13 protein-coding genes are annotated in these 18080 nt (G+C 60.6%); 3 read left to right on the forward strand and 10 right to left on the reverse strand.

Annotation, left to right across the window (positions count from 1 at the left end):
• Positions 1-65: 65 nt before the first annotated feature.
• From ACIA73_RS09045 to ACIA73_RS09085, 9 genes are all read right to left on the reverse strand, one after another.
• Positions 66-677, reverse strand: a complete 612-nt coding sequence (locus ACIA73_RS09045) for a hypothetical protein (protein WP_399437675.1) — start codon at positions 675-677, stop codon at positions 66-68.
• An 18-nt stretch (positions 678-695) separates the two neighbouring features.
• On the reverse strand, positions 696-2084 hold the full coding sequence (locus ACIA73_RS09050) for a DUF3987 domain-containing protein (protein WP_399437676.1): 1389 nt from the start codon (positions 2082-2084) through the stop codon (positions 696-698).
• Positions 2081-2269 carry a hypothetical protein gene (locus ACIA73_RS09055; RefSeq protein WP_399437677.1) on the reverse strand — a complete coding sequence of 63 codons (189 nt, stop codon included), beginning with the start codon at positions 2267-2269 and terminating at the stop codon, positions 2081-2083. Before ACIA73_RS09055 ends, ACIA73_RS09050 begins: the two co-directional genes overlap by 4 nt.
• Positions 2270-3426: 1157 nt before the next feature.
• Positions 3427-3765 carry a hypothetical protein gene (locus ACIA73_RS09060; protein ID WP_399437678.1) on the reverse strand — a complete coding sequence of 113 codons (339 nt, stop codon included), beginning with the start codon at positions 3763-3765 and terminating at the stop codon, positions 3427-3429.
• Positions 3766-5359: 1594 nt separating this feature from the next.
• Positions 5360-5644 (reverse strand): hypothetical protein, encoded by a 285-nt coding sequence (locus ACIA73_RS09065; RefSeq protein ID WP_399437679.1) that lies wholly within the window; start codon positions 5642-5644, stop codon positions 5360-5362.
• A 1166-nt stretch (positions 5645-6810) separates the two neighbouring features.
• Positions 6811-7134 carry a hypothetical protein gene (locus ACIA73_RS09070; protein ID WP_399437680.1) on the reverse strand — a complete coding sequence of 108 codons (324 nt, stop codon included), beginning with the start codon at positions 7132-7134 and terminating at the stop codon, positions 6811-6813.
• A gap of 4526 nt (positions 7135-11660) precedes the next feature.
• Positions 11661-12437: a phosphotransferase gene (locus ACIA73_RS09075; RefSeq protein ID WP_399437681.1), complete on the reverse strand. Its 777-nt coding sequence runs from the start codon at positions 12435-12437 to the stop codon at positions 11661-11663.
• A 15-nt stretch (positions 12438-12452) separates the two neighbouring features.
• Positions 12453-13325 (reverse strand): radical SAM protein, encoded by an 873-nt coding sequence (locus ACIA73_RS09080; RefSeq protein WP_399437683.1) that lies wholly within the window; start codon positions 13323-13325, stop codon positions 12453-12455.
• An 843-nt stretch (positions 13326-14168) separates the two neighbouring features.
• Positions 14169-14423, reverse strand: a complete 255-nt coding sequence (locus ACIA73_RS09085; protein WP_399437684.1) for a hypothetical protein — start codon at positions 14421-14423, stop codon at positions 14169-14171.
• 105 nt (positions 14424-14528) lie between these two features.
• Between ACIA73_RS09085 and ACIA73_RS09090 the strand changes: the two genes are divergently transcribed.
• Positions 14529-15368: a helix-turn-helix domain-containing protein gene (locus tag ACIA73_RS09090; RefSeq protein ID WP_399437685.1), complete on the forward strand. Its 840-nt coding sequence runs from the start codon at positions 14529-14531 to the stop codon at positions 15366-15368.
• On the forward strand, positions 15365-15568 hold the full coding sequence (locus ACIA73_RS09095; RefSeq protein ID WP_399437686.1) for a DUF397 domain-containing protein: 204 nt from the start codon (positions 15365-15367) through the stop codon (positions 15566-15568). The genes ACIA73_RS09090 and ACIA73_RS09095 overlap by 4 nt, the downstream gene beginning before the upstream one ends.
• Before the next feature lie 351 nt (positions 15569-15919).
• Here ACIA73_RS09095 and ACIA73_RS09100 read toward each other — a convergent pair whose 3' ends face one another.
• Positions 15920-16387: an RDD family protein gene (locus ACIA73_RS09100; RefSeq protein ID WP_399437687.1), complete on the reverse strand. Its 468-nt coding sequence runs from the start codon at positions 16385-16387 to the stop codon at positions 15920-15922.
• A gap of 256 nt (positions 16388-16643) precedes the next feature.
• On the opposite strand from ACIA73_RS09100, the gene glnA reads away from it, so the two are divergent.
• A complete protein-coding gene (gene glnA, locus ACIA73_RS09105; RefSeq protein ID WP_399437688.1) occupies positions 16644-18053 on the forward strand; it encodes a type I glutamate--ammonia ligase in 1410 nt (469 codons plus the stop codon).
• Positions 18054-18080: the final 27 nt, after the last annotated feature.

Raw genomic sequence — 18080 nt, forward strand, 5'->3', positions numbered from 1 at the left:
GCTCATTAGAGCACACGGATTCAAGTGGTGAGAACTTTTAGGGAAAGCTCTCAAGGTGGAACAAGTCAGTCAGTCAAGCTTCCCGGGGAGGCGTCTTCCCACTCCCGAGACATCCCCTCACTGTCCTTGAGGAGATATCCTACGAGGACATCCGTACCCTCCCGGAAGACTTCGTGTCGCCAGAGCATCCCGTGAACGGGGTGGAGCTTCAGCTCATTGAATTCCTCTTCATCCTCTACCTCTTCCGGCACCTGGACCGGCTTGGCCGGAGACTTCTCCTCAGCCACCTTCTCAGCCTTGGCCTTCAGCTCCGGGGGAGCCTTATCCTCAGGGAAGAGCGACGCTGCAAAAGGATCCGCAGCAGGCTTCCGCTTCTTCGCCTTCTTCTCCTGCTTGGCCTCAGCCGCTTGGGCCTCTTGGAACAACCCCTGATAGTCAGCCATAAAGTCCTTGGCTCTCGTCCGCTGTGTTTCGGAGCAGTACACTCCATGCCGTGTCAAGGGCTTGAGTGTATCCAGGAGCCATCCCAGGGTGCTGTGAGATACCGATCCCAGGTTCCGGTGGAACGCTTCAAGCTCCGCCTTGATCTCCGACCGCTCCTCTCCCTTCCCTACTGCCGTACCGTCCAGGTACTTCATGAGGCTTGGGACGATCTTGACTTTGTACGTTGGACCCATCACTGTCCTCTTTCTCTCTCAGATAAGGTGGGCAAAGGATCCTTGCGGAACCTTCTTGGTCTTGGGCTTGGACTTGGGCGCCTTGCGCCTGGCCGACACAGGGACAGGTCTGGGCACTGCCGGAGGTCGGACAACCCGGAGACTGGGGCGAGTTGCGGATTCAGCCTCTCCGGCCGCCAGGAGCCGCACCTCTAGAGGGGCGGGGCCCGGCTTCCCTGGATCCTTCGGAAGAACTCTTGTGGCAACGTCGGGCATCTCCCTGAAGGCTTCCCGAACCTTGTCCGCAGGCGTCCGTCCACCACCGAGCGCGCTGGTTAGTGCCGAGAGAGTCATTACGCCACCGTGGCGCTTCAGGGCATCGCGGATGCGGTCCTGCAAAGACCGTGCACCCGGCCCAGAGGAGGCTGGCGAGCGCATCACCTCAGTCGCAGACTGGGCCGCATAGTCCACGATGGCCGCCGCTGCTCTGACTGCATCCGCAGGAATGACGTTCCGCATCTGTGTGACAGCCAGGATTGTTGCGACGCGCATGATCTGTTCAACGGACCTCTCAATGAACACCCCTAGTTCCTCAGGGAGTTCATCTATCAAGCGGTCATAGTGCGTGGTCAGGTCGTCCAGAACGTCTATGGCCTCCTCGCTCCACTCCATAGCGGGTTGCTCTTCCATCACCCACCGGAAGGCCTCCGCCAACCCCTTGCTGGGCTTGATCTCATCAAAGGGCCGCTGGACCCTCTGAGAAAGACGCTTGCTGCGCTTGGAGTTGAACAACAGGAAACGGTTATAGAGCCCCGTGGCAGCCCTCTGCGGCTTGATGGCGAGTCGCAGCGTCCGAGGTTGCACGTGGGCATGAAAGCCCATGAGGGGGTGCTCTACGTGCTCCTCCACGGGCTCCGCGCTACCTCCCCTTCCCTTGGTGGTGTTGGAGATTGACTCTCCATCCCACACATTGATCATTACTTCACCGTATGAGGAACATTTGTTAGTGCGGGCCATGTCGTTTGACCATTCAAAAGTGAGATACATCCTCCCCGGGAAACTGGACCTTCGGTCAGCAGCGAGCACTTGCACAAGGCCAGGCCCTGAGTGAATAGCGGAAAGCTTCGCAGCAGTGAGGTACCGCTCAAAGTTCTTTCCCAGAATCCTAAGAGCCGCTTTATAAGAAGTTCCCTTGGCTCCCTGATTCGACGGGCCCACCAATGCCGTCCAGACCACAGCCGGGCGCCCGTTCGGCTGTACCACGTATGGTGAAGCCAACCCGGAGAACAGGGCCAGGAGTGCGGCTAGGACGGCCACGGGATCCCCCTCGGTGTGGGGCATGGCCTTCCTCACGCTCTTCCCCATAGGCCCGTACGCCATGTCTCCGAAGGTGGGCAACACCCTTTCTTCCGCCACCAGTTCCGTCATGCCGCATTCCCGTTCTCGACAGACCTATTAAAGGTCAACCGAAGTTCCCTCTTGAATCGGTCACCGTGCACCTTGCAGAGGTCGTACACATCCCCATCGATCTTCATTTGCATGATTGAGGGCTCCTCCTCTCCCTTGAGTTCACAGGCATCACAGACAAGCTGTGAGACCACTTTCTTTGCCATGCGTCTTGCCTCCTGTCTGTGAGTGGCCATGGAAAAGGCCGGACGCTCGGAAGCATCCGGTCTCAGCCAAGGCAACTCAGGTTCTAGTCAGTCCACCTCATCAGACTTTGCGTGACCTCCATCTATCTCTAGTGCCTCAGTCGAAATCTTGACTGCACAATCGATTGCGGACTCAAATTCCCTTCGCTGTTCTTCGGACCAGTTGTTCCAGTCCTCCGGCCAAGTGGTCCGCCCATGCGCCTGCCAGTCAGCCGCCACCTCACTCAGTGCGCCATAGACAGACCATCGGGCCTCACACTCCAACTTCTCAAAACTTGGAAAGTCGGCCACCCTGCCTTTCCTCCAACTCTGCTCGGTATGCCCGAACTGCTGCATGTACGAGAGCCCGAGCGACTCTCGTAGGATCACTGAACTGTTGGGCCGACTCCCCCAGATCTCGCCAGAGACCTGCGAATCCCTGGATCCGGGCAGGCCTGTCCCCTGTGCCGGCCAGAGCCCGCGCCCTGTTGCAGGCCTCTGTCACCTCCTGGTCGTACAGGAGGACCAGGCTCACAGACCCCAGTCCTTCCGCCATGCCAGGCCTTCATGTCGCCGACCCGTCCGGCGGGTCACCTTCCGCCCCCTTCGGTTCGCCACCAGGGGGCTACAGCAGCGACACCCAAACGCCGGGGCGAAGTTCCGACCACTCATGAGCATTCCCCGCACGCTGTCGCCTCCTCTACTGGCAGCAGGCCGTAGCTGTACGGCTGTTCCGGGCCACCAAGAGCCCACTGGACCGATACGACCTCCCCGTGACGGGCCCACGGGTGGATCTCAACCGACGAGACCCAACCTGCCTCCGCCCCAACAGGCCGAGACCAATGGGCTACGGCCTGCCCCACCTCAAAGGTGTTTGCCATGTCTCCCCCTCTATCTACGCCGCCGAAGCGGCTTGATCCGGACCCCTGCTGATGGGCACGCCCCGAAGGGCGGGACTGGCGTCCCTTCGACGCGGGCCACCAGGAGCAAGCGCCCGTAGCTCTGGCGCCACTCCTGGGTAGGCACGTCCCCAAACTGTCTTTGCTTGCGCCTGAGTTGCTCACGCTTGGCTGTGGCGCCCCGTGTGTAGGGCCAGACCATCCATTGGTGCTGCATCTCCCGTAAGCCGTCCCGAGGGCTCACAGAGCCCCTCTGGCGAACTTCTCGGTCATCCACTTCCAACCCCACTCAAGGGAGTAATGGGCAGCAGTTGAGACAGAGTCGGTCGTCCACCCTTCTCCGTCGATACTGAAGGGATGCAGGACCCTGTGAACCGACTCGTTCAATTGCTCATCAGAGGGACTTGGGTACCACTCCGTACCTCTAAGGGGTCCGCTGAAGATCAGCTCTTGACTCCCAGTGTCCGAGTCATACAGGGCCATACGAACCTTCTCGCTGGACCACTCCCATTCCACCTCTACCCGCAGTGACAGCGGCTCCCCGATGACACCAACGGCCTTATGCGTGTGCTCAACCATCTCTTCCCCTTCTCGTAGTCCGAGCAAGGGACACGGGAAGTTCTGGACTCACCGCGCCCCAAACTCCAGCTACGAACGAGCCTTAGCCAAGGCCTGCACCGCCCGCGTTTGAAGATCCTTGGGCAAGCAGTTCCTATGCCTACGAGCTCTTCTCATGTGGCTGTAGAACATGACCCCTTCCCAGTTCTCCCCTTCCCCTTGGCAGTTCAGGAGGCAACGCACTTTCCAATGCGTGTCACTCCCCGGGTAGGGGGAGAGGGGCTCCCAGCCCAGTTCATGGATTCGGGAAAGTGCCTTACGGGCAGCATCAATGTTGCGTGGACTCAACCCCGTTCTGAGTACTGGGTCCAGTTCCGGAAGTTCGCAGCTCTCTTCACTCATTAGTCCCCCATCGGATCATTTGCATGGGCCCTGGCATGGACCAGGTCTATGCCCCCATCCGAACAGTGAGGGCAGGGCAACGTGTCCTCTCTCCGCCACTGGGCCACGCTGATTCGAACCTGTCCGTCACAGCAACCACAGCTCATGAACACGAGCTGTGTGTACTCGTTGAAGTCATCGTGCTCATGGGCATTGCACAGCCCGTTACCGTGCTCGCCTCCATGCCCGTAGAAGCACACCGCGCACCTGATTCCGGCGCCTATGGCAGCGGATGAAACGTCATCCCGCTGGGGCGGGAATCCGCTGGGTGTATTCCACAACTCCATCTCTTCGACCTTTCGGTCTACCTTGATCGTCGGGCAGTACCCGTCACCCGAGATGGTGTGATGTCGATGATCAGGCTCACATTCAGGGCGATACCAGCGCCAGGACACCGCGTATGCACGCGGGTACCGCTTCCGCTGGGCATCCGCACGCTTTCCCCAGGAAGCCCACAATCCCCAGATGTCCTCAGGAGCGGAGCAGACAACGCCTAGTGAAGATGCGTCCCGAGTACCCCCGTAGGAATCCGCCTCAATGTCCGACCATGCCAGCCTAATTGCATCCTCTTCGCTGGCTGCTAGGACCCAACGCCTTTTCAGCACTTCGCCTCACCCTGACTCGGTCCAACAATCCGCCTGCCCACAATTGACGTGTCTGAGTGACTGATCCCCTCTCTGATCGAGTAGTTGCGGATAATCTCTCCTGCCCATCGGGAGAAAACAACGGATCGCGAATGCGGCTCACACAGGATGATTCGCGTTTCCGGCTCCTCGTATCGGTGCCTCACGAAGAATCCAGGCGCCGTGCAGTGACCCATCTGTTTGTGCGAGAAGATCTCACAGGGGAACAACGTCCCAAGGAGGAGGTCTTGAGCTTCCTCCTTGGATCCCGCCTCACCGATGTGAGAATGCGTCTCACTGCTGGCCGACCACTGATAGGCAAACCAGATTTCGGCCCCGCTTTCTAGCACCTGGGTCCGTACGACGTAACCGCCGTATTCCTCCGTCCTTGTGCCTAGGTAGGACACACCGTCATATCCTGCGGTGCTGGGTGTCCATTTCATCTCTTCCCCTTTCACATCCCCGAGACTCTCTCTAGAGATGCAATGCAAGGGGCGGGGTGACACGGCCCGCTTTCGCGGGTGTACTTCCCTGCCCTTCACATTGCACCGCTAGTCAGTGCCCACGGGCGTGACCTCTCTGAGGATGCGGGAAAACACGCCGCAGGCAACCCTCCATTCCGATGCGATGAACGGATCCAAGAATGCAATGATCGGCGTCTCTAGGTATTGCCCGTATGTCGCGGTAACCGTTTCCGTGCGCCCGATTGCCAGAATGCTTGCGTATCCGCAATGGCTGGTCGCATAGAACACGTCATCCCCCGCCTTCAAATCCCAAGGGCTGACATTTGTCTCCACTTCAAAGCTTCTGCCGTTGTCAGCGGTCATAACGAGCACGCCCAAGACCTCCCCTATTCTTGCCACTCCTTATGAGCGGGCATGGAAAGGGCACGTGGCCGACTGCTGCCACGTGCCCCACCAAACCCGTTCACCTAGGCTGCTAGGCCTTCCCTCAGTCGGTCCCAAATGGTGCCCCAAAGGGCTTCAATGCTGACCCCCCGGTTTTCCATGGAGGCTACATAGTCCACGTGCGTGGGTACCGGTCTGGGCTCCTCTGCTGTTATTAGGTCTACGACTTCCCCGCAGGCTCCGACCACCAGTGCGGGCACCAATGCGGCACCCGGACCCAGAAACGCCACCCTGTCACCCTCTCGGTACTCATTCACCCTCTTGCCCATCCTCCGGAGCCTCACGGAATGCGACCGCCCAACCGGCGGGCTCATCATCAGTGGTGTACACCGCAAGGACGCACCAATATCCAGGGGTAGCCCGAATGTGTTCCGCCAGTGCACCGCCCACGCGCTCACTGTCATGCATGAGCGGACCTGAATAGCCCCATTGACCCGTCCACCCAGATTCGAGCACCCAACCCTGAGAAGCTACGGATTCACACATGGCGGATTCATGTTCCGTCAGAATCTGCCCTGAGTTGTCGGTGTCAACTGATACTTCAGGTGCATAAACGCCCTCTGTCTGTCCCTGAACCTCCCCGTTCGAAAGAATCCTGATTACGCGGTCAGTCTCCATAAGCGCATTGAGATCCACTCTCCTTACCCCCTTACCTAGTTCCGGACATCCAACGCGTCATCTTCGGGAGTCCTGTCCTGAGTGCACTCCCAGATTTCCCATGCAAGATCAAAGGAGGCATGAGCTTTGTCAGCCAGAAGTTGGCCGTGTTCATGCTCCTTACCGGGAAGACTGGAGCCGTCACTATCTACGTACGGCTCCCTTTCATTCTGAAAATCCTTTACCAACTGGATCAAGGCGTCAACGGTCCGCCAGAACTTCGCGGTATCAGCGTCAGCCCGAGATTCACTCATAGCCTTTCCCCTACCCCTCAATTTCAGTGAAGCGGTCACCCTTTCTAACCCTCCACCTCTAGCTACTACTGGACGCAGTAGACAGAAAAGCGCACGTCCCCTTGATTGAAGACGTGCGCCAATCCGAGCACTACCCACAGATCACCTCTTGCCGGCCACCGGACAGAGTTCTCCCATCTCCCCTCAGACCTCTGTTGCCTCTCCCTCTGCAAGTCCCAGCTCTTGAGAAACACGCTCCCTCAGCGCGTCTCCAAGTTTGCTGCCAGGGTGCATAACAGCCAAGGCGAAGAATTCCCAGTCCTCTTCCGCGAGATGCATCACGTACCGCATTTCCTTCCCATCAGGAATGCTGTCCGATTCCGCATCCCCAATTGCATCAGACACTCTGCTTATTTGCTTTCTTCGCGCTGCTGCCGAGAATCTCTTGGCACGCCTACTGAATCCCTCAACTGCCTTCCGCCAGTCTTCTTCCTCTAGGAAAACCGCGTACCGCATTGCCTGGCCCATCTGAGGCCCCTTCCTCTAGTCCTGCCAACTCTGACGCAACAGGTAAGAGGATGCTCGGGAACGCCCGAGCATCCGATACCGATTACGGCTTGGGTGGCTCCAAAACCCATCCATCAGGATTCGCGCACAGATTCCCGTCGGAGTCCTCATAGACTTCCGAGCCGTCCTTGAAATCGATCTGAGAGCACTCAGTTACTCTCTTCTCGGCATCAGACCCAAAGTCCTTGTGTCCTAAGGTGAGCCATAGAGCCCCGGCAACCGCCACCACGAGGAGGCATGCGGCGATAGCGAATCCACTACGTTCCTTGTCCATGACATTCCGTCCCTAGCCACTGTCTGACGCAGTGGACAAGAGGGCACTCAGGAGACCTGAGTACCCGATGCCGACTAGTCAGGGTTGTTGTCCCAATAGCCATCCACGCTCTTAGACACCACCACACCGTGGGGGAACATGTCGTCATTGGCGCATGACTCATCCCCTCCACAAGTGCATTCCTTGCGGAACTTCTCCGCTTGGCTCTCTGCCTTTTCTCGTGTCCTGTGTGGTCCGGACAAGTGATCCCCAAGCACGTGAAACACGTGGAATTCAGTAACCATGTTCATACCCCGCTTTCCAGTTCCACGTACGGCCGAATGCGGAGACCCTCCCAGGTACGTTGGCGCATTTCACAGTCAACGCACCAATCCGACGTCATGTTGCATGAATTGACGACAACAATCGTTGCGTCATTCGGGCACCCCTCCTCTGTGGGCCAACCCATGCACTTCCCCTTTTCCCAAGCCATTTCAAGCCCTCCCCTTGTTGCTGGCTACCGACTAACCAGGCATGGCAAAGGCACGTAGCCTCAATCCCGCTACGTGCCCCGCCAAATCTGTTCGCTCAGTTGTCGGAAGCGTGCTTTCGTGCGCACGCCTCACAGTTGCAGCCAGACTGTCCAAAACAGTACATGGCCGAGTAGCCGTATACAGGCAGTACCTTGTTTGCCCGCAACTTGACGTTGCCGGAAAGCCACCATTTGGCCATCGTTACAACTGACTCCCACTTACCCCCCTCTATGAACCTCCCACCCCCAATAGGGGTGTCCCGAATCCAAAAGGTGACTTCACTCCGGGCAACCAGGTCTCCCCGCTTGTCCAGATGGATTTGCACTGAACATGCCTCACTCAATGACTCCGTGAGCACAAGGGAGGTCTTACCGATCCACTGTTCCCGCATCACTCTTGCTCCCCTCCGCTATCTGCCTGCCACCATGGCTAAGACGAATCCAATGAACGCAGCTACTAGCAGTGCGGCTACTTGCCAAACCCCTTTTTCATTGTCCGCGCCAGTGACACGCCGAACCCTCCGAATGCCGTTGCTAACCCTAGGAAGGGTTTCAGCACACGCAAGGCAGGCGTGAAACTCTGCTCCTGATCTGCGGACCATGACCCAAGTTGCTGGGACGTTTCGGCCCCCATGAATGAACTCCGCGCAGTAGTACATACTTCCCCCCTTATTCCCCTGATTTTGGGCAGAGCTCTCCCCTGTGCCGGCCACATACTCATTTGAAGACTGGTCACTCAGGAAGAGGTGCAGTGCCTTTCTGACACTCCCCTCGGTGCACGCACTCTCAGGTACCTAGGAGCAGATCCAGTAAGCGGGTGAGTATCAGTCACCCTGCCTCTCATCTGTCCGGCAGTAGCCGTGTTGGGCACGTGCGCCGTAGGTAGTACAGAAGTGCTTCGGTTGTGCTCTCAGAACAGCCGCTACAGGGGCCCTTACCCCTCCTTTTGCGTCACCAGTAGATCGCTCGTTATTGCCTACGCCCGTTCATACGACACATGCCCGCATGGATTAGGGATCGTCTCCCCTCAGGTGCCTACTCCTGAGGCTCTGTAGGTATAAGCGCCGGTCCGCCCAACTGTCTGAGTACTGCTGTGTTACTCGCCCTACCGCTCTTGCCTTGACGTACTCCCCAATGCGCTTCACAGCGTGTTAGGGGCGTTCAGGCTTCAACCCGTATCTATTCGCTTCAACGGGCGCTCAGGCTCTTCTGTTAGCGGTTGCTGGTCACTGCCAGTCCGTTTACTTTCCCGTCGGGCGCATTGACGCCCCTCCCTACGGTTCCGCGCTTGTGGGGAGGTGGACTCACTCCCTTGCCCTTCCGCTTGGCCCGTCCGTATTCGCGCTTCTACGTTTCCCTTCGCCCTTCGGGGCGGGTACTCCGTGGCGCTCGGTCGGTGCGGTTGGTGCGTCATCAGTAAGCACAGATGGCACATGTTTTGGCAATCAGGAGATGAGTGGGCCTGAGAGGAAGCGCGCACGCGAGGGAATCGCAAACACACAGGTCAGAGCGCTATGTGACCGAGCTACCTCAGCTCTAAATCAGTTCATGTTTAGGCAACTTCGTTATCCCCTCGTGACATTTGAATGCCGCAAAGCAATTCATAAAGGACAGATGTAAGCCGCATGTATGGCCAATGCAGGAATGGACATAGGCGCCCATAATGACTGGGATTTGAGGCCGAGGGGCAGGAGGAAGGGGTACCGAGGGTGCGTGAGGAAGAGTTGTCTTCACGCTTCCTCCACATATGTAGGAACGTCTCTTCCTCACCTCCTGATCAGGGGGCGGGGTGTCTATTCCTCAGTCAGGAGTGGGGGTAATGAATAACGTTATTCATACAGAGAACCGCCGGAGGGCCTTCCATTCACCGTGTACGGGTATTGATGTTTCACAAGGGGGCAAGCTCCTGAGAGGCTCCGTGCGGGCCCGGCGGGCCCCGGAACAGGAAAAGGGGCCACAGGAAGGCCGCTAAGCCCTCTGAAGTCCCTCCATGAACCGCCTTGCCGTAGTGCAACCGAGGAGCGAGTGAGGAATAGACGTTTCCTAAATCTGAAGGTCATCAGGGGGCAGGCAGTCCCAGGCCTCAAGTGGCCTCAGCCGGTCCGCCTCCAGCGCCTTGCGCCTTGCGCCTTCTGACTACGGGAGAGGTCTCCTGGCAGGAAATACACGTGCTGCTGCGGCCTCGATGCCCCATGTGCAGTGCGCTGAACTGCGCCCAAGCCTTGAACATGTAGCAGCCGGCACTCACGGCAAGCCTCTTTCAGAGATTCAGTGAAGTGCATCACAAGGGTGCCTGATTGGGGTTCAAAGGACACTTACATTCTTAGTGAGGGGTTGTATATACCTCACCACCTTCTACCTCTATAGACCTGTAGGCACCCCATCAGAGGGTGCCTAGTTGGGTCCTACTCCCCCGGCTCTCCTCGAAAAGGAAGAGGGGCATCCGGGCCAAAGATCCTGAGCCGTAGCTGCTCTTCGGCAGAGTCTCTGAAATGAGGCGAATGAAGGCCCCCGTGTCGGTCGAATAACAGGCAGGGGCCGTACCTGGGATCCTTGTAGCTACACCCACTTCGGAGGACAGTGTTTCGCTGTCCCCCTCGGTCCCATCCATGCCAGACCTCAGATTCCCCGAGGGTCATTTCTGCTTCGGCAAGCACCCAGTGAAGTTCGTTGGAGGGATGAGTGGCGAGCTGGCAGCGATGGAGGCCTCGGATCCACTGAGTCCCCCGGTTTTCCTCAGGAGCTACGTCCTTGCAGGCCTCTACCGAGGCGGGGCCGAAATACAGGGCATGAGGGCAGCGCTCTGCTACGCCCAGGGTCTGTCTGACAAGGTTCTGTACCAGGTTGAAGTCCCTGCGGATCCGCTGCAAACGGGTTCCTGGGGTCCTCTCCTCCAGCTCCCAGGAGTGAGCACCTGAGTGCGCTGGGAAGAGGTCACACGGCTGGCTGCCGGTCCCCATGGCGGAGCAGAAGTCAAGGATTTGCACATGGAGACCTCCGCCGGCAGAGGACCAGTAGCCCCAAATGGAGCCTTGGTGTCCCGTGCCCAGGATCAGGAGATTCGTCCAGTGCGCCTCATCCGGAGAGTGATCCTGCAACTCACAGGAGATCTCCCCGTGTCCTTCCTCCAAGAGGTGGCTGTGTTCCGCCAGGAGCAGCCTCAGGGCCTCAGAGGAGACCTCCAGGCTTTCCGCACACCTATACCGCGTCATGAGGTACCTCTCTGCCCTCTGTGGTGACTTGGGCAATGTGCTGAGCTATGCGCCGGGCCTCGGGGTCATCAAATTCGTGGAAACAGCCTCCGGGATGGCCGCTGTAAAGGGGGCAGGGCTTCCCATCGGGCCCCTTCCTCAGGCACCAGGGCCTAGCTTCAATATCCTGGATCCGAAGGCCTGTGGCCCACCAGCTCCACACTGCTTTGGAGACATCTAAAGCAAGGGTCCTGATGATTGCTGCATGCCTAACCCCCTTGCTGTGCTCCTCCAGGGCGCATTGAACGGCAGGCAGGGAGACCTCTCCGGGCTTGCGGGGAGCCCATAACCGGGCTGTGGTGCTGATCTTGTCCGTTGGGTATCCGTAGACATCACATCGGAGCTTCATACGCGGATTCCTGCCTGATTTTGGCAACAAGAAGCCCCGGTCTCCCCCCATCGGAGGTTAGAGGGAGGCCGAGGCGGCTTTCAGAGTGGAAGAAGGAGAGTTTTAAAGGCGTCTATGCGCTTCCCATTGCCCAAGAGCAGTCAGCATGTCCCGTAGCCACTGCCTCTCAGGCCGCTTTTCGGTGAGTGACCTGTACTTGCGCGTCTCAGCCGAAATGAATGCGGAGACGGCAGCAGGATCCGCCTCCAACCATGCGGGGCACCGTGCTGCGTGGAACTCGGCCCCGGCAGGCGTGTGGCCGGCTGCGATGAGTTGGAGTACCAGGCAGGCAGGATCAATAAAGGCTGCGCCCCGGGTGGGCCATGACCAGTCCACAACCCACGAGGACTCTTCTCCGATCAGGAAATTCCCGGGATGGATGTCCGTAAAGAGCAGCGCATCGCCACGGAAGTAGTTGGATTCCTGAGGTTCAGTCCACCGATCCCAACGCGTTTCGTGCCATTCCTGGGCGATGGTAGGCAGTGGGATGTCACCGATCAGTCGGACGAGATCCACTACGCGGTCCACGTCCGGGGAGCCCGGGAGGAAGCTCGAAGTGCGCCCCGGTACCGCCTCATACCCGAGCACCGACCAAGCGGCGTCTTCCGCAGTCCACAGCAGTGCCGGGGAGACCTCCCCCACGTGAGGGGCGATGTCCCGCTCCCGGTACAGAGATTCCAGCCGCCCCCCGGCCCTGTTGGCCATGACCTTCACAAAGACAGGCCCCCTCTCGCATTCCACTACGGCTGTCAGGTCCGACATGTTTCCCTCTGTCGGAGTCATGCCCCTGATAGAGCCGGTGTGCGGGAGGATCAGGTGTTCAAGGCCGGGGGTTTCCACGGTGGTCCTTCTTGGTCAGGAGCGGGGGGTGCAGGAACTTGTTGGCGTGCCGGGGTTGCACTCGTCGTCAGGGCTGCATCCGTCGTTGCGGCCGGTGATTCCCTGAATGTGTGCTGTTGCCTCTGCCATTGCGGTGCCACGCAGAATATCGGCCAACGGTTCTTCCTTGACGTTGCCGACTGTCTTCCATGTGGCCATTACGCAGGGGGTCACGTTGCCGTCAGGGCTGATCGCGGCCTTTTTGTCGCCGCACCTGCCGCACAGCGCTCCCTCCCTGACAGTAGGGATGCCTAGCGTGTCCCCGGCCCGCCCTATGGCCCTGATTCGGTCGGTCCTGATCTGAGTGACCCCGAGTGCAGTCAGCTCCTGGTGGGCCCGCTCGGCTGCCCCGGGGACTCCTGTGTCGATGATGCCGACTCGTATGGGGATCCCCCGCTCAACTGCCTTGATGATGTTGCTCCGGGTGTGCCGGTGCGTCGGCCGCCTGGTGAGAGCGTTGTGTTCCTCGGCCTGGTCCGAGTAGTACGAGGTAGCCAGATTGGAGGCGGGGTGAGAGAAAATCTCCCACATCTCGCTTGTGACGTGTACCAGGTTGGTGAACGTCTCGACCAGCATTCCGGAGCTCAGGGCCCGACGGGTCAGGAACGCGTAGTCCGGGTGTGTCGTCGGTTCACCGCCGAAGAACTGCACCTTGGTAGTGCCGGCTGCGGCAGCCTGGTCGATGATTCCCATCCACTGCTCACGGGTCATGCTGCCGTGATCGCCATCTGGGCCACTGCCGTTGAAACAGTGGGTACAAGACAGCTGACACTTGCGAGTGAGGTCGAGAGACAGGAATTCAATTCCAGACGCCTCTTTGGGTGTTGCTTCCAGCAGTTGAGCAGTCATCAGTTGCTCTCCTTTGGCTGTCCCACCCCGGTTGGGCAGGAAGTTGAGGCCCCACCCCTCCACTGAGATCTACCGGGATCGATCAGAGGAAGGGCGGGGCGTTGCCCCGCCTGCACCAGTACCTGAAGCCGATCAACATCAGGCCTAGGGGCGGGGGCTCTAGTTCCTGCCCCCCGCTCCTCTGGGGAGAGCTTGACCGGGCCCTGGGGGATCCGGCGGGGGCAGGAAGCTCTTGTGCCTGTCAGGCGCTGAAGGCCTCCACGGGACGACATCCCTGCATGGGGCCAGTCATGATGTGTCTCAGGGGGACATGAGGGCGGTAGAGGAAGAGTTCCGGGGCGCCTGCGTGATGCCTAGGGTGTCTCGCCACGTGGACGATCCGGCGCCAATGGTCCTCCAGCAGGACCCAGTTTTCGGCTCTCACCTTGTCTGGGTATATCTCCGTGATCTCTCCAGAGACCTTCGTCACCCCTGGGGGGAGGGTCTTCCCCATCCAGGTTTCGCGACCATCGCCACGGATCAGGCACACCTGATTCCCGTCCTCGCTTACTGCCAGGTACCGCCCTCCCGAGGGCAGTGTGACCAGGTCCCCGACATTCATCGTCTTTACCTTTCCGAATCCGCACTGCCGCAATGAAGAGGATGAGGAGCCCGGGGGCTGCGGTGAGGAGGATCAACAGGCGCACGGTCATACGCCCTTGGCCTCCGGGGGCTGGCACCGAATGCACCAGGAGGGGCACTTGGGTGGATGGCTCCCTGGGGGCCAGTAGATGACTCCGGGACTCCGCTGCACTCCGCCCGCCTTGGTGACCCAGTCGCCGGCTGCGGGCTTCCTCAGGTCGATCACGTTCTCTCCCCCTCATGGGGGTGGTTGAGAATCTCGCGGTTGCACTCGTAGGCCCCGCGTTCGTCGGCCTCTTGCGCAGCAGCTTCCCGTTGGTCCGCCAGGGCGCTACAGACTCCGCAGTCAGGCCAGGGTTCCGGGCTGTGCTGCTCGACCGGCAGGGAGTCGGCAACTTCACCGACGAGCAGCAGGCCCCCGTGGGCTTGCTGTTCCTTCGCCAGGAACCGAAGGTCTGCCAGTGCCTTGCTGCCCATGCGCCTGTCCCTCTCCGTAGTGCTTCCGCTACCGGGGAGGTTCAGCGTGGACCATAGATGGGAACCCTTCAACTAATCAGATTCGAAGGAAGAGTTGGGCCCGACATGGTGAACCGCAAGGAGCTGGACCCGGAAGGATCGCCGCAGGCGGCCTACGGTGCACGTATCCGCCGCCTCCGCGAAGATCGCGGGTGGAGCCAAGACGAGCTAGCCGAACGTTCGGCATATTCCAGCCAGCATATTTCGGCTGTCGAAACTGGACGCAAACCGCCAACTCTGCGTTTCTCCGAACGGATTGACGTGGCCTTAGGTGTCACCGGTACAACCGACTCGTTCGAGCGCGAATGGCAGGACATTCGACACAGCAGCCTGCTTGAGGGCTTCCCCGAGTACGTTGCCTACGAGGCGCAAGCTGTTGAGATACGGCTCTTTGAGACTGGCGTTGTCCCTGGCCTCCTTCAGACTCCCGAGTACGCTCGGGTGCTGGCTGACAGCGCCATGCGACGGGGCGCGATCGCCCCAGACCAGGCAGACAAGCGGGTTTCATTCCTGGTGGAACGACAAGCCGCACTCGTGCGGGCGCATCCCCCCACCATGCTGGTGGTGATGGATGAAAGCTGCTTGCGTCGAAGGGTCGGTGGACCTGCGGTCATGCGAGCCCAGTTGGACCGGCTGTCGGAGTTCGCTAGCCTTCCGACCACTGTGCTTCAGGTTGCCCCGTTCGACATGGGGGAGCGTCGTCCGTTCAACCTCCCGATGAACCTACTGACGCTACCGACCCTCTCTGTACTTGCGTACGCGGAATCTCAGATGCGGGGACACCTTGAGCGGGAAACCTCTGCCGTCCTAGCCCTGTTGGCGGCATACCATCAACTACAAGCTGAATCGCTGTCCCAAGCAGAGTCGATGGCGATGATCCAAGAGGTACGAAAGGGCACCCCGTGACGACCACGACCGAGTCCCCCCGCTGGCTCAAGTCCTCATACAGCGACAACGGTGGCAACTGCGTCGAGGTTGCTGCCAACCTTGCTGTCTCGGGCTTGGTCCCCGTTCGTGACAGCAAGACTCCTGACGGGCCGATCCTGGCCCCCTCCTGCGCCTCTTGGGTGGCGTTCGTAGGAGCAGTGCAAGCAGACAGCCTCTAGGACGGCTGAGGCCCCCCTGAAGACGCGAGGAAGCCCCCTGGACGCCGATCCAGGGGGCTTCTGCTGTTCTTCAGACCTGTTTCCGCTGGTCAGATGCCTACCGTCAGAGTGAACGGATAACCCACGCTGGAGAACGCTCCCGAAGGGCCCCATGCCGAAGGGCATGAAGATGCCCAAGGGCCGCTGACCCTCCTCCCCCGTTCCTTCGACGCAGAGAAGGCCCCGGAACCGACTGGTTCCGGGGCCTTCTTGCTGTCCGCTCCGTGCTGTCCTGGCTGTGGTACGCCGCCGTGCTGTCCTGCCGTGGTACGCCGCCGTGCTGTCCCGCCCGGCCGCCGGTACGCCGCCGGGCTACATCCGCACCTGTACGGCGCGGGCCAGCCGGTCGTGCAGGCCGCGCCCGTCGCGGTCCCAGATCAGCGCCGGGATCGCCAGGCAGAGCAGCACACTGCGCACCACGACCCACCCGAGGCCGAGCCGGCCGCCCCGCTCGGAGACGACCCGCACGCCGAACAGGCGCTTGCCCGGGGTGCAGCCGATGGTGCCGACGGTGAGGATGCTCAGCACCAGGAAGATGCCCAGCGCCCAGTTGCCCGCCGCCTGCGAGTCGCCGCGCGCGAAGAGCCCGTACGCGATGAGCAGGCACAGCCCCCAGTCGACGAAGAGTGCGCCGAAGCGGCGGCCCAGCGGGGCGACCGAACCCGGTCCCTCCGGGGGCAGACCGAGGCGCTTGCCCCGGTGTCCGAAGTCGGCGCCCATCTCCTCGGCGGCCGCGCGCGGCCCGGAGAGCCACGATCCGATTGCTTGCCTGTTGTCCACCCGTCCAAGGTACTGCGACCCCTTTCGTAACGGTCCGGGCGGGGGCGCATCCGCAGCGCGGACGCAAGCGGAACGACATCCTCCGACAAGTCCGGCATCACCGACTGGTTAACTTGGGCGAAACAAATGGGTCATGCTGGAGAAATCCCGTCTGCCTATGGTCGACGCCAGCGTGTGCCACCGCACTGGCCCGCATGAAGACCCGCAGAGATAGCGGCAACCCCGCCCGGCCCCGGGCGGGAGTAGGAGGAGCTGGATGTTCGGGAACGCCGACGAAGCCAAGAAGTTCATCGCGGACAACGACGTCAAGTTCGTGGACGTCAGGTTCTGCGACCTGCCGGGCGTGATGCAGCACTTCACGATCCCCGCGGCGGCCTTCGACCCGGACGAGGAGCTCGCGTTCGACGGTTCGTCGATCCGCGGCTTCCAGGCCATCCACGAGTCCGACATGGCGCTGCGCGCCGACCTGTCGACCGCGCGGATCGACCCCTTCCGCCGCGACAAGACGCTGAACATCAACTTCTTCATCCACGACCCGATCACGGGCGAGCAGTACAGCCGTGACCCGCGCAACATCGCCAAGAAGGCCGAGGCCTACCTCGCCTCCACCGGCTTCGCGGACACCGCGTACTTCGGCCCCGAGGCGGAGTTCTACGTCTTCGACAACGTCCGTTTCCAGACGTCGGCGAACGAGAGCTTCTACCACATCGACTCCGAGGCCGGCGCCTGGAACACCGGTTCCACCGAGAACAACCGCGGCTACAAGGTCAAGTACAAGGGCGGCTACTTCCCGACCCCGCCGGTCGACCACTTCGCCGACCTGCGTGCCGAGATCTCCCTGGAGCTGGACAAGAACGGCCTCCAGGTCGAGCGTCAGCACCACGAGGTGGGCACGGCCGGCCAGGCCGAGATCAACTACAAGTTCAACACGCTGCTCGCCGCCGCGGACGACCTGATGCTCTTCAAGTACGTCGTGAAGAACGTCGCCTGGCGCAACGGCAAGACCGCGACCTTCATGCCCAAGCCGATCTTCGGTGACAACGGCTCCGGCATGCACGTCCACCAGTCGCTGTGGCAGAACGGCATCCCGCTCTTCTACGACGAGCAGGGTTACGCCGGTCTCTCGGACATGGCCCGCTACTACATCGGCGGCATCCTCAAGCACGCCCCGTCGCTGCTGGCCTTCACCAACCCGACGGTGAACTCCTACCACCGCCTGGTCCCCGGCTTCGAGGCCCCGGTCAACATGGTGTACTCGCAGCGCAACCGCTCCGCCGCGATGCGCATCCCGATCACCGGCTCGAACCCGAAGGCCAAGCGCGTCGAGTTCCGCGCCCCGGACCCGTCCTCCAACCCGTACCTGGCGTTCTCGGCCCTCCTGATGGCCGGCCTGGACGGCGTCAAGAACAAGATCGAGCCGCCGGAGCCGATCGACAAGGACCTCTACGAGCTGGCTCCCGAGGAGCACGCCAACGTCCAGCAGGTCCCGACCTCGCTGCCGGCCGTCCTGGAAGCCCTTGAGGCCGACCACGAGTACCTTCTCGCCGGCGGTGTCTTCACCCCCGACCTGATCGAGACGTGGATCGACTACAAGCGCACCCAGGAGATCGCCCCGATCCAGCTGCGCCCGCACCCGCACGAGTTCGAGCTGTACTTTGATCTGTAAAGATCAACAGGGCTTCTAGCTCCGCGT

Source organism: Streptomyces sp. NPDC051561, assembly GCF_044454195.1.
Classification (GTDB): domain Bacteria; phylum Actinomycetota; class Actinomycetes; order Streptomycetales; family Streptomycetaceae; genus Streptomyces.

Bases quoted from the DNA above. Each gene is read 5' to 3' on its own strand.
- glnA (WP_399437688.1), top strand. From the start codon at position 16,644: ATGTTCGGGAACGCCGACGAAGCCAAGAAGTTCATCGCGGACAACGAC.
- ACIA73_RS09045 (WP_399437675.1), bottom strand. From the start codon at position 677: ATGGGTCCAACGTACAAAGTCAAGATCGTCCCAAGCCTCATGAAGTAC.
- ACIA73_RS09050 (WP_399437676.1), bottom strand. From the start codon at position 2,084: ATGACGGAACTGGTGGCGGAAGAAAGGGTGTTGCCCACCTTCGGAGAC.
- ACIA73_RS09085 (WP_399437684.1), bottom strand. From the start codon at position 14,423: ATGGGCAGCAAGGCACTGGCAGACCTTCGGTTCCTGGCGAAGGAACAG.
- ACIA73_RS09080 (WP_399437683.1), bottom strand. From the start codon at position 13,325: ATGACTGCTCAACTGCTGGAAGCAACACCCAAAGAGGCGTCTGGAATT.
- ACIA73_RS09060 (WP_399437678.1), bottom strand. From the start codon at position 3,765: ATGGTTGAGCACACGCATAAGGCCGTTGGTGTCATCGGGGAGCCGCTG.
- ACIA73_RS09090 (WP_399437685.1), top strand. From the start codon at position 14,529: ATGGTGAACCGCAAGGAGCTGGACCCGGAAGGATCGCCGCAGGCGGCC.
- ACIA73_RS09055 (WP_399437677.1), bottom strand. From the start codon at position 2,269: ATGGCAAAGAAAGTGGTCTCACAGCTTGTCTGTGATGCCTGTGAACTC.
- ACIA73_RS09070 (WP_399437680.1), bottom strand. From the start codon at position 7,134: ATGGGCCAGGCAATGCGGTACGCGGTTTTCCTAGAGGAAGAAGACTGG.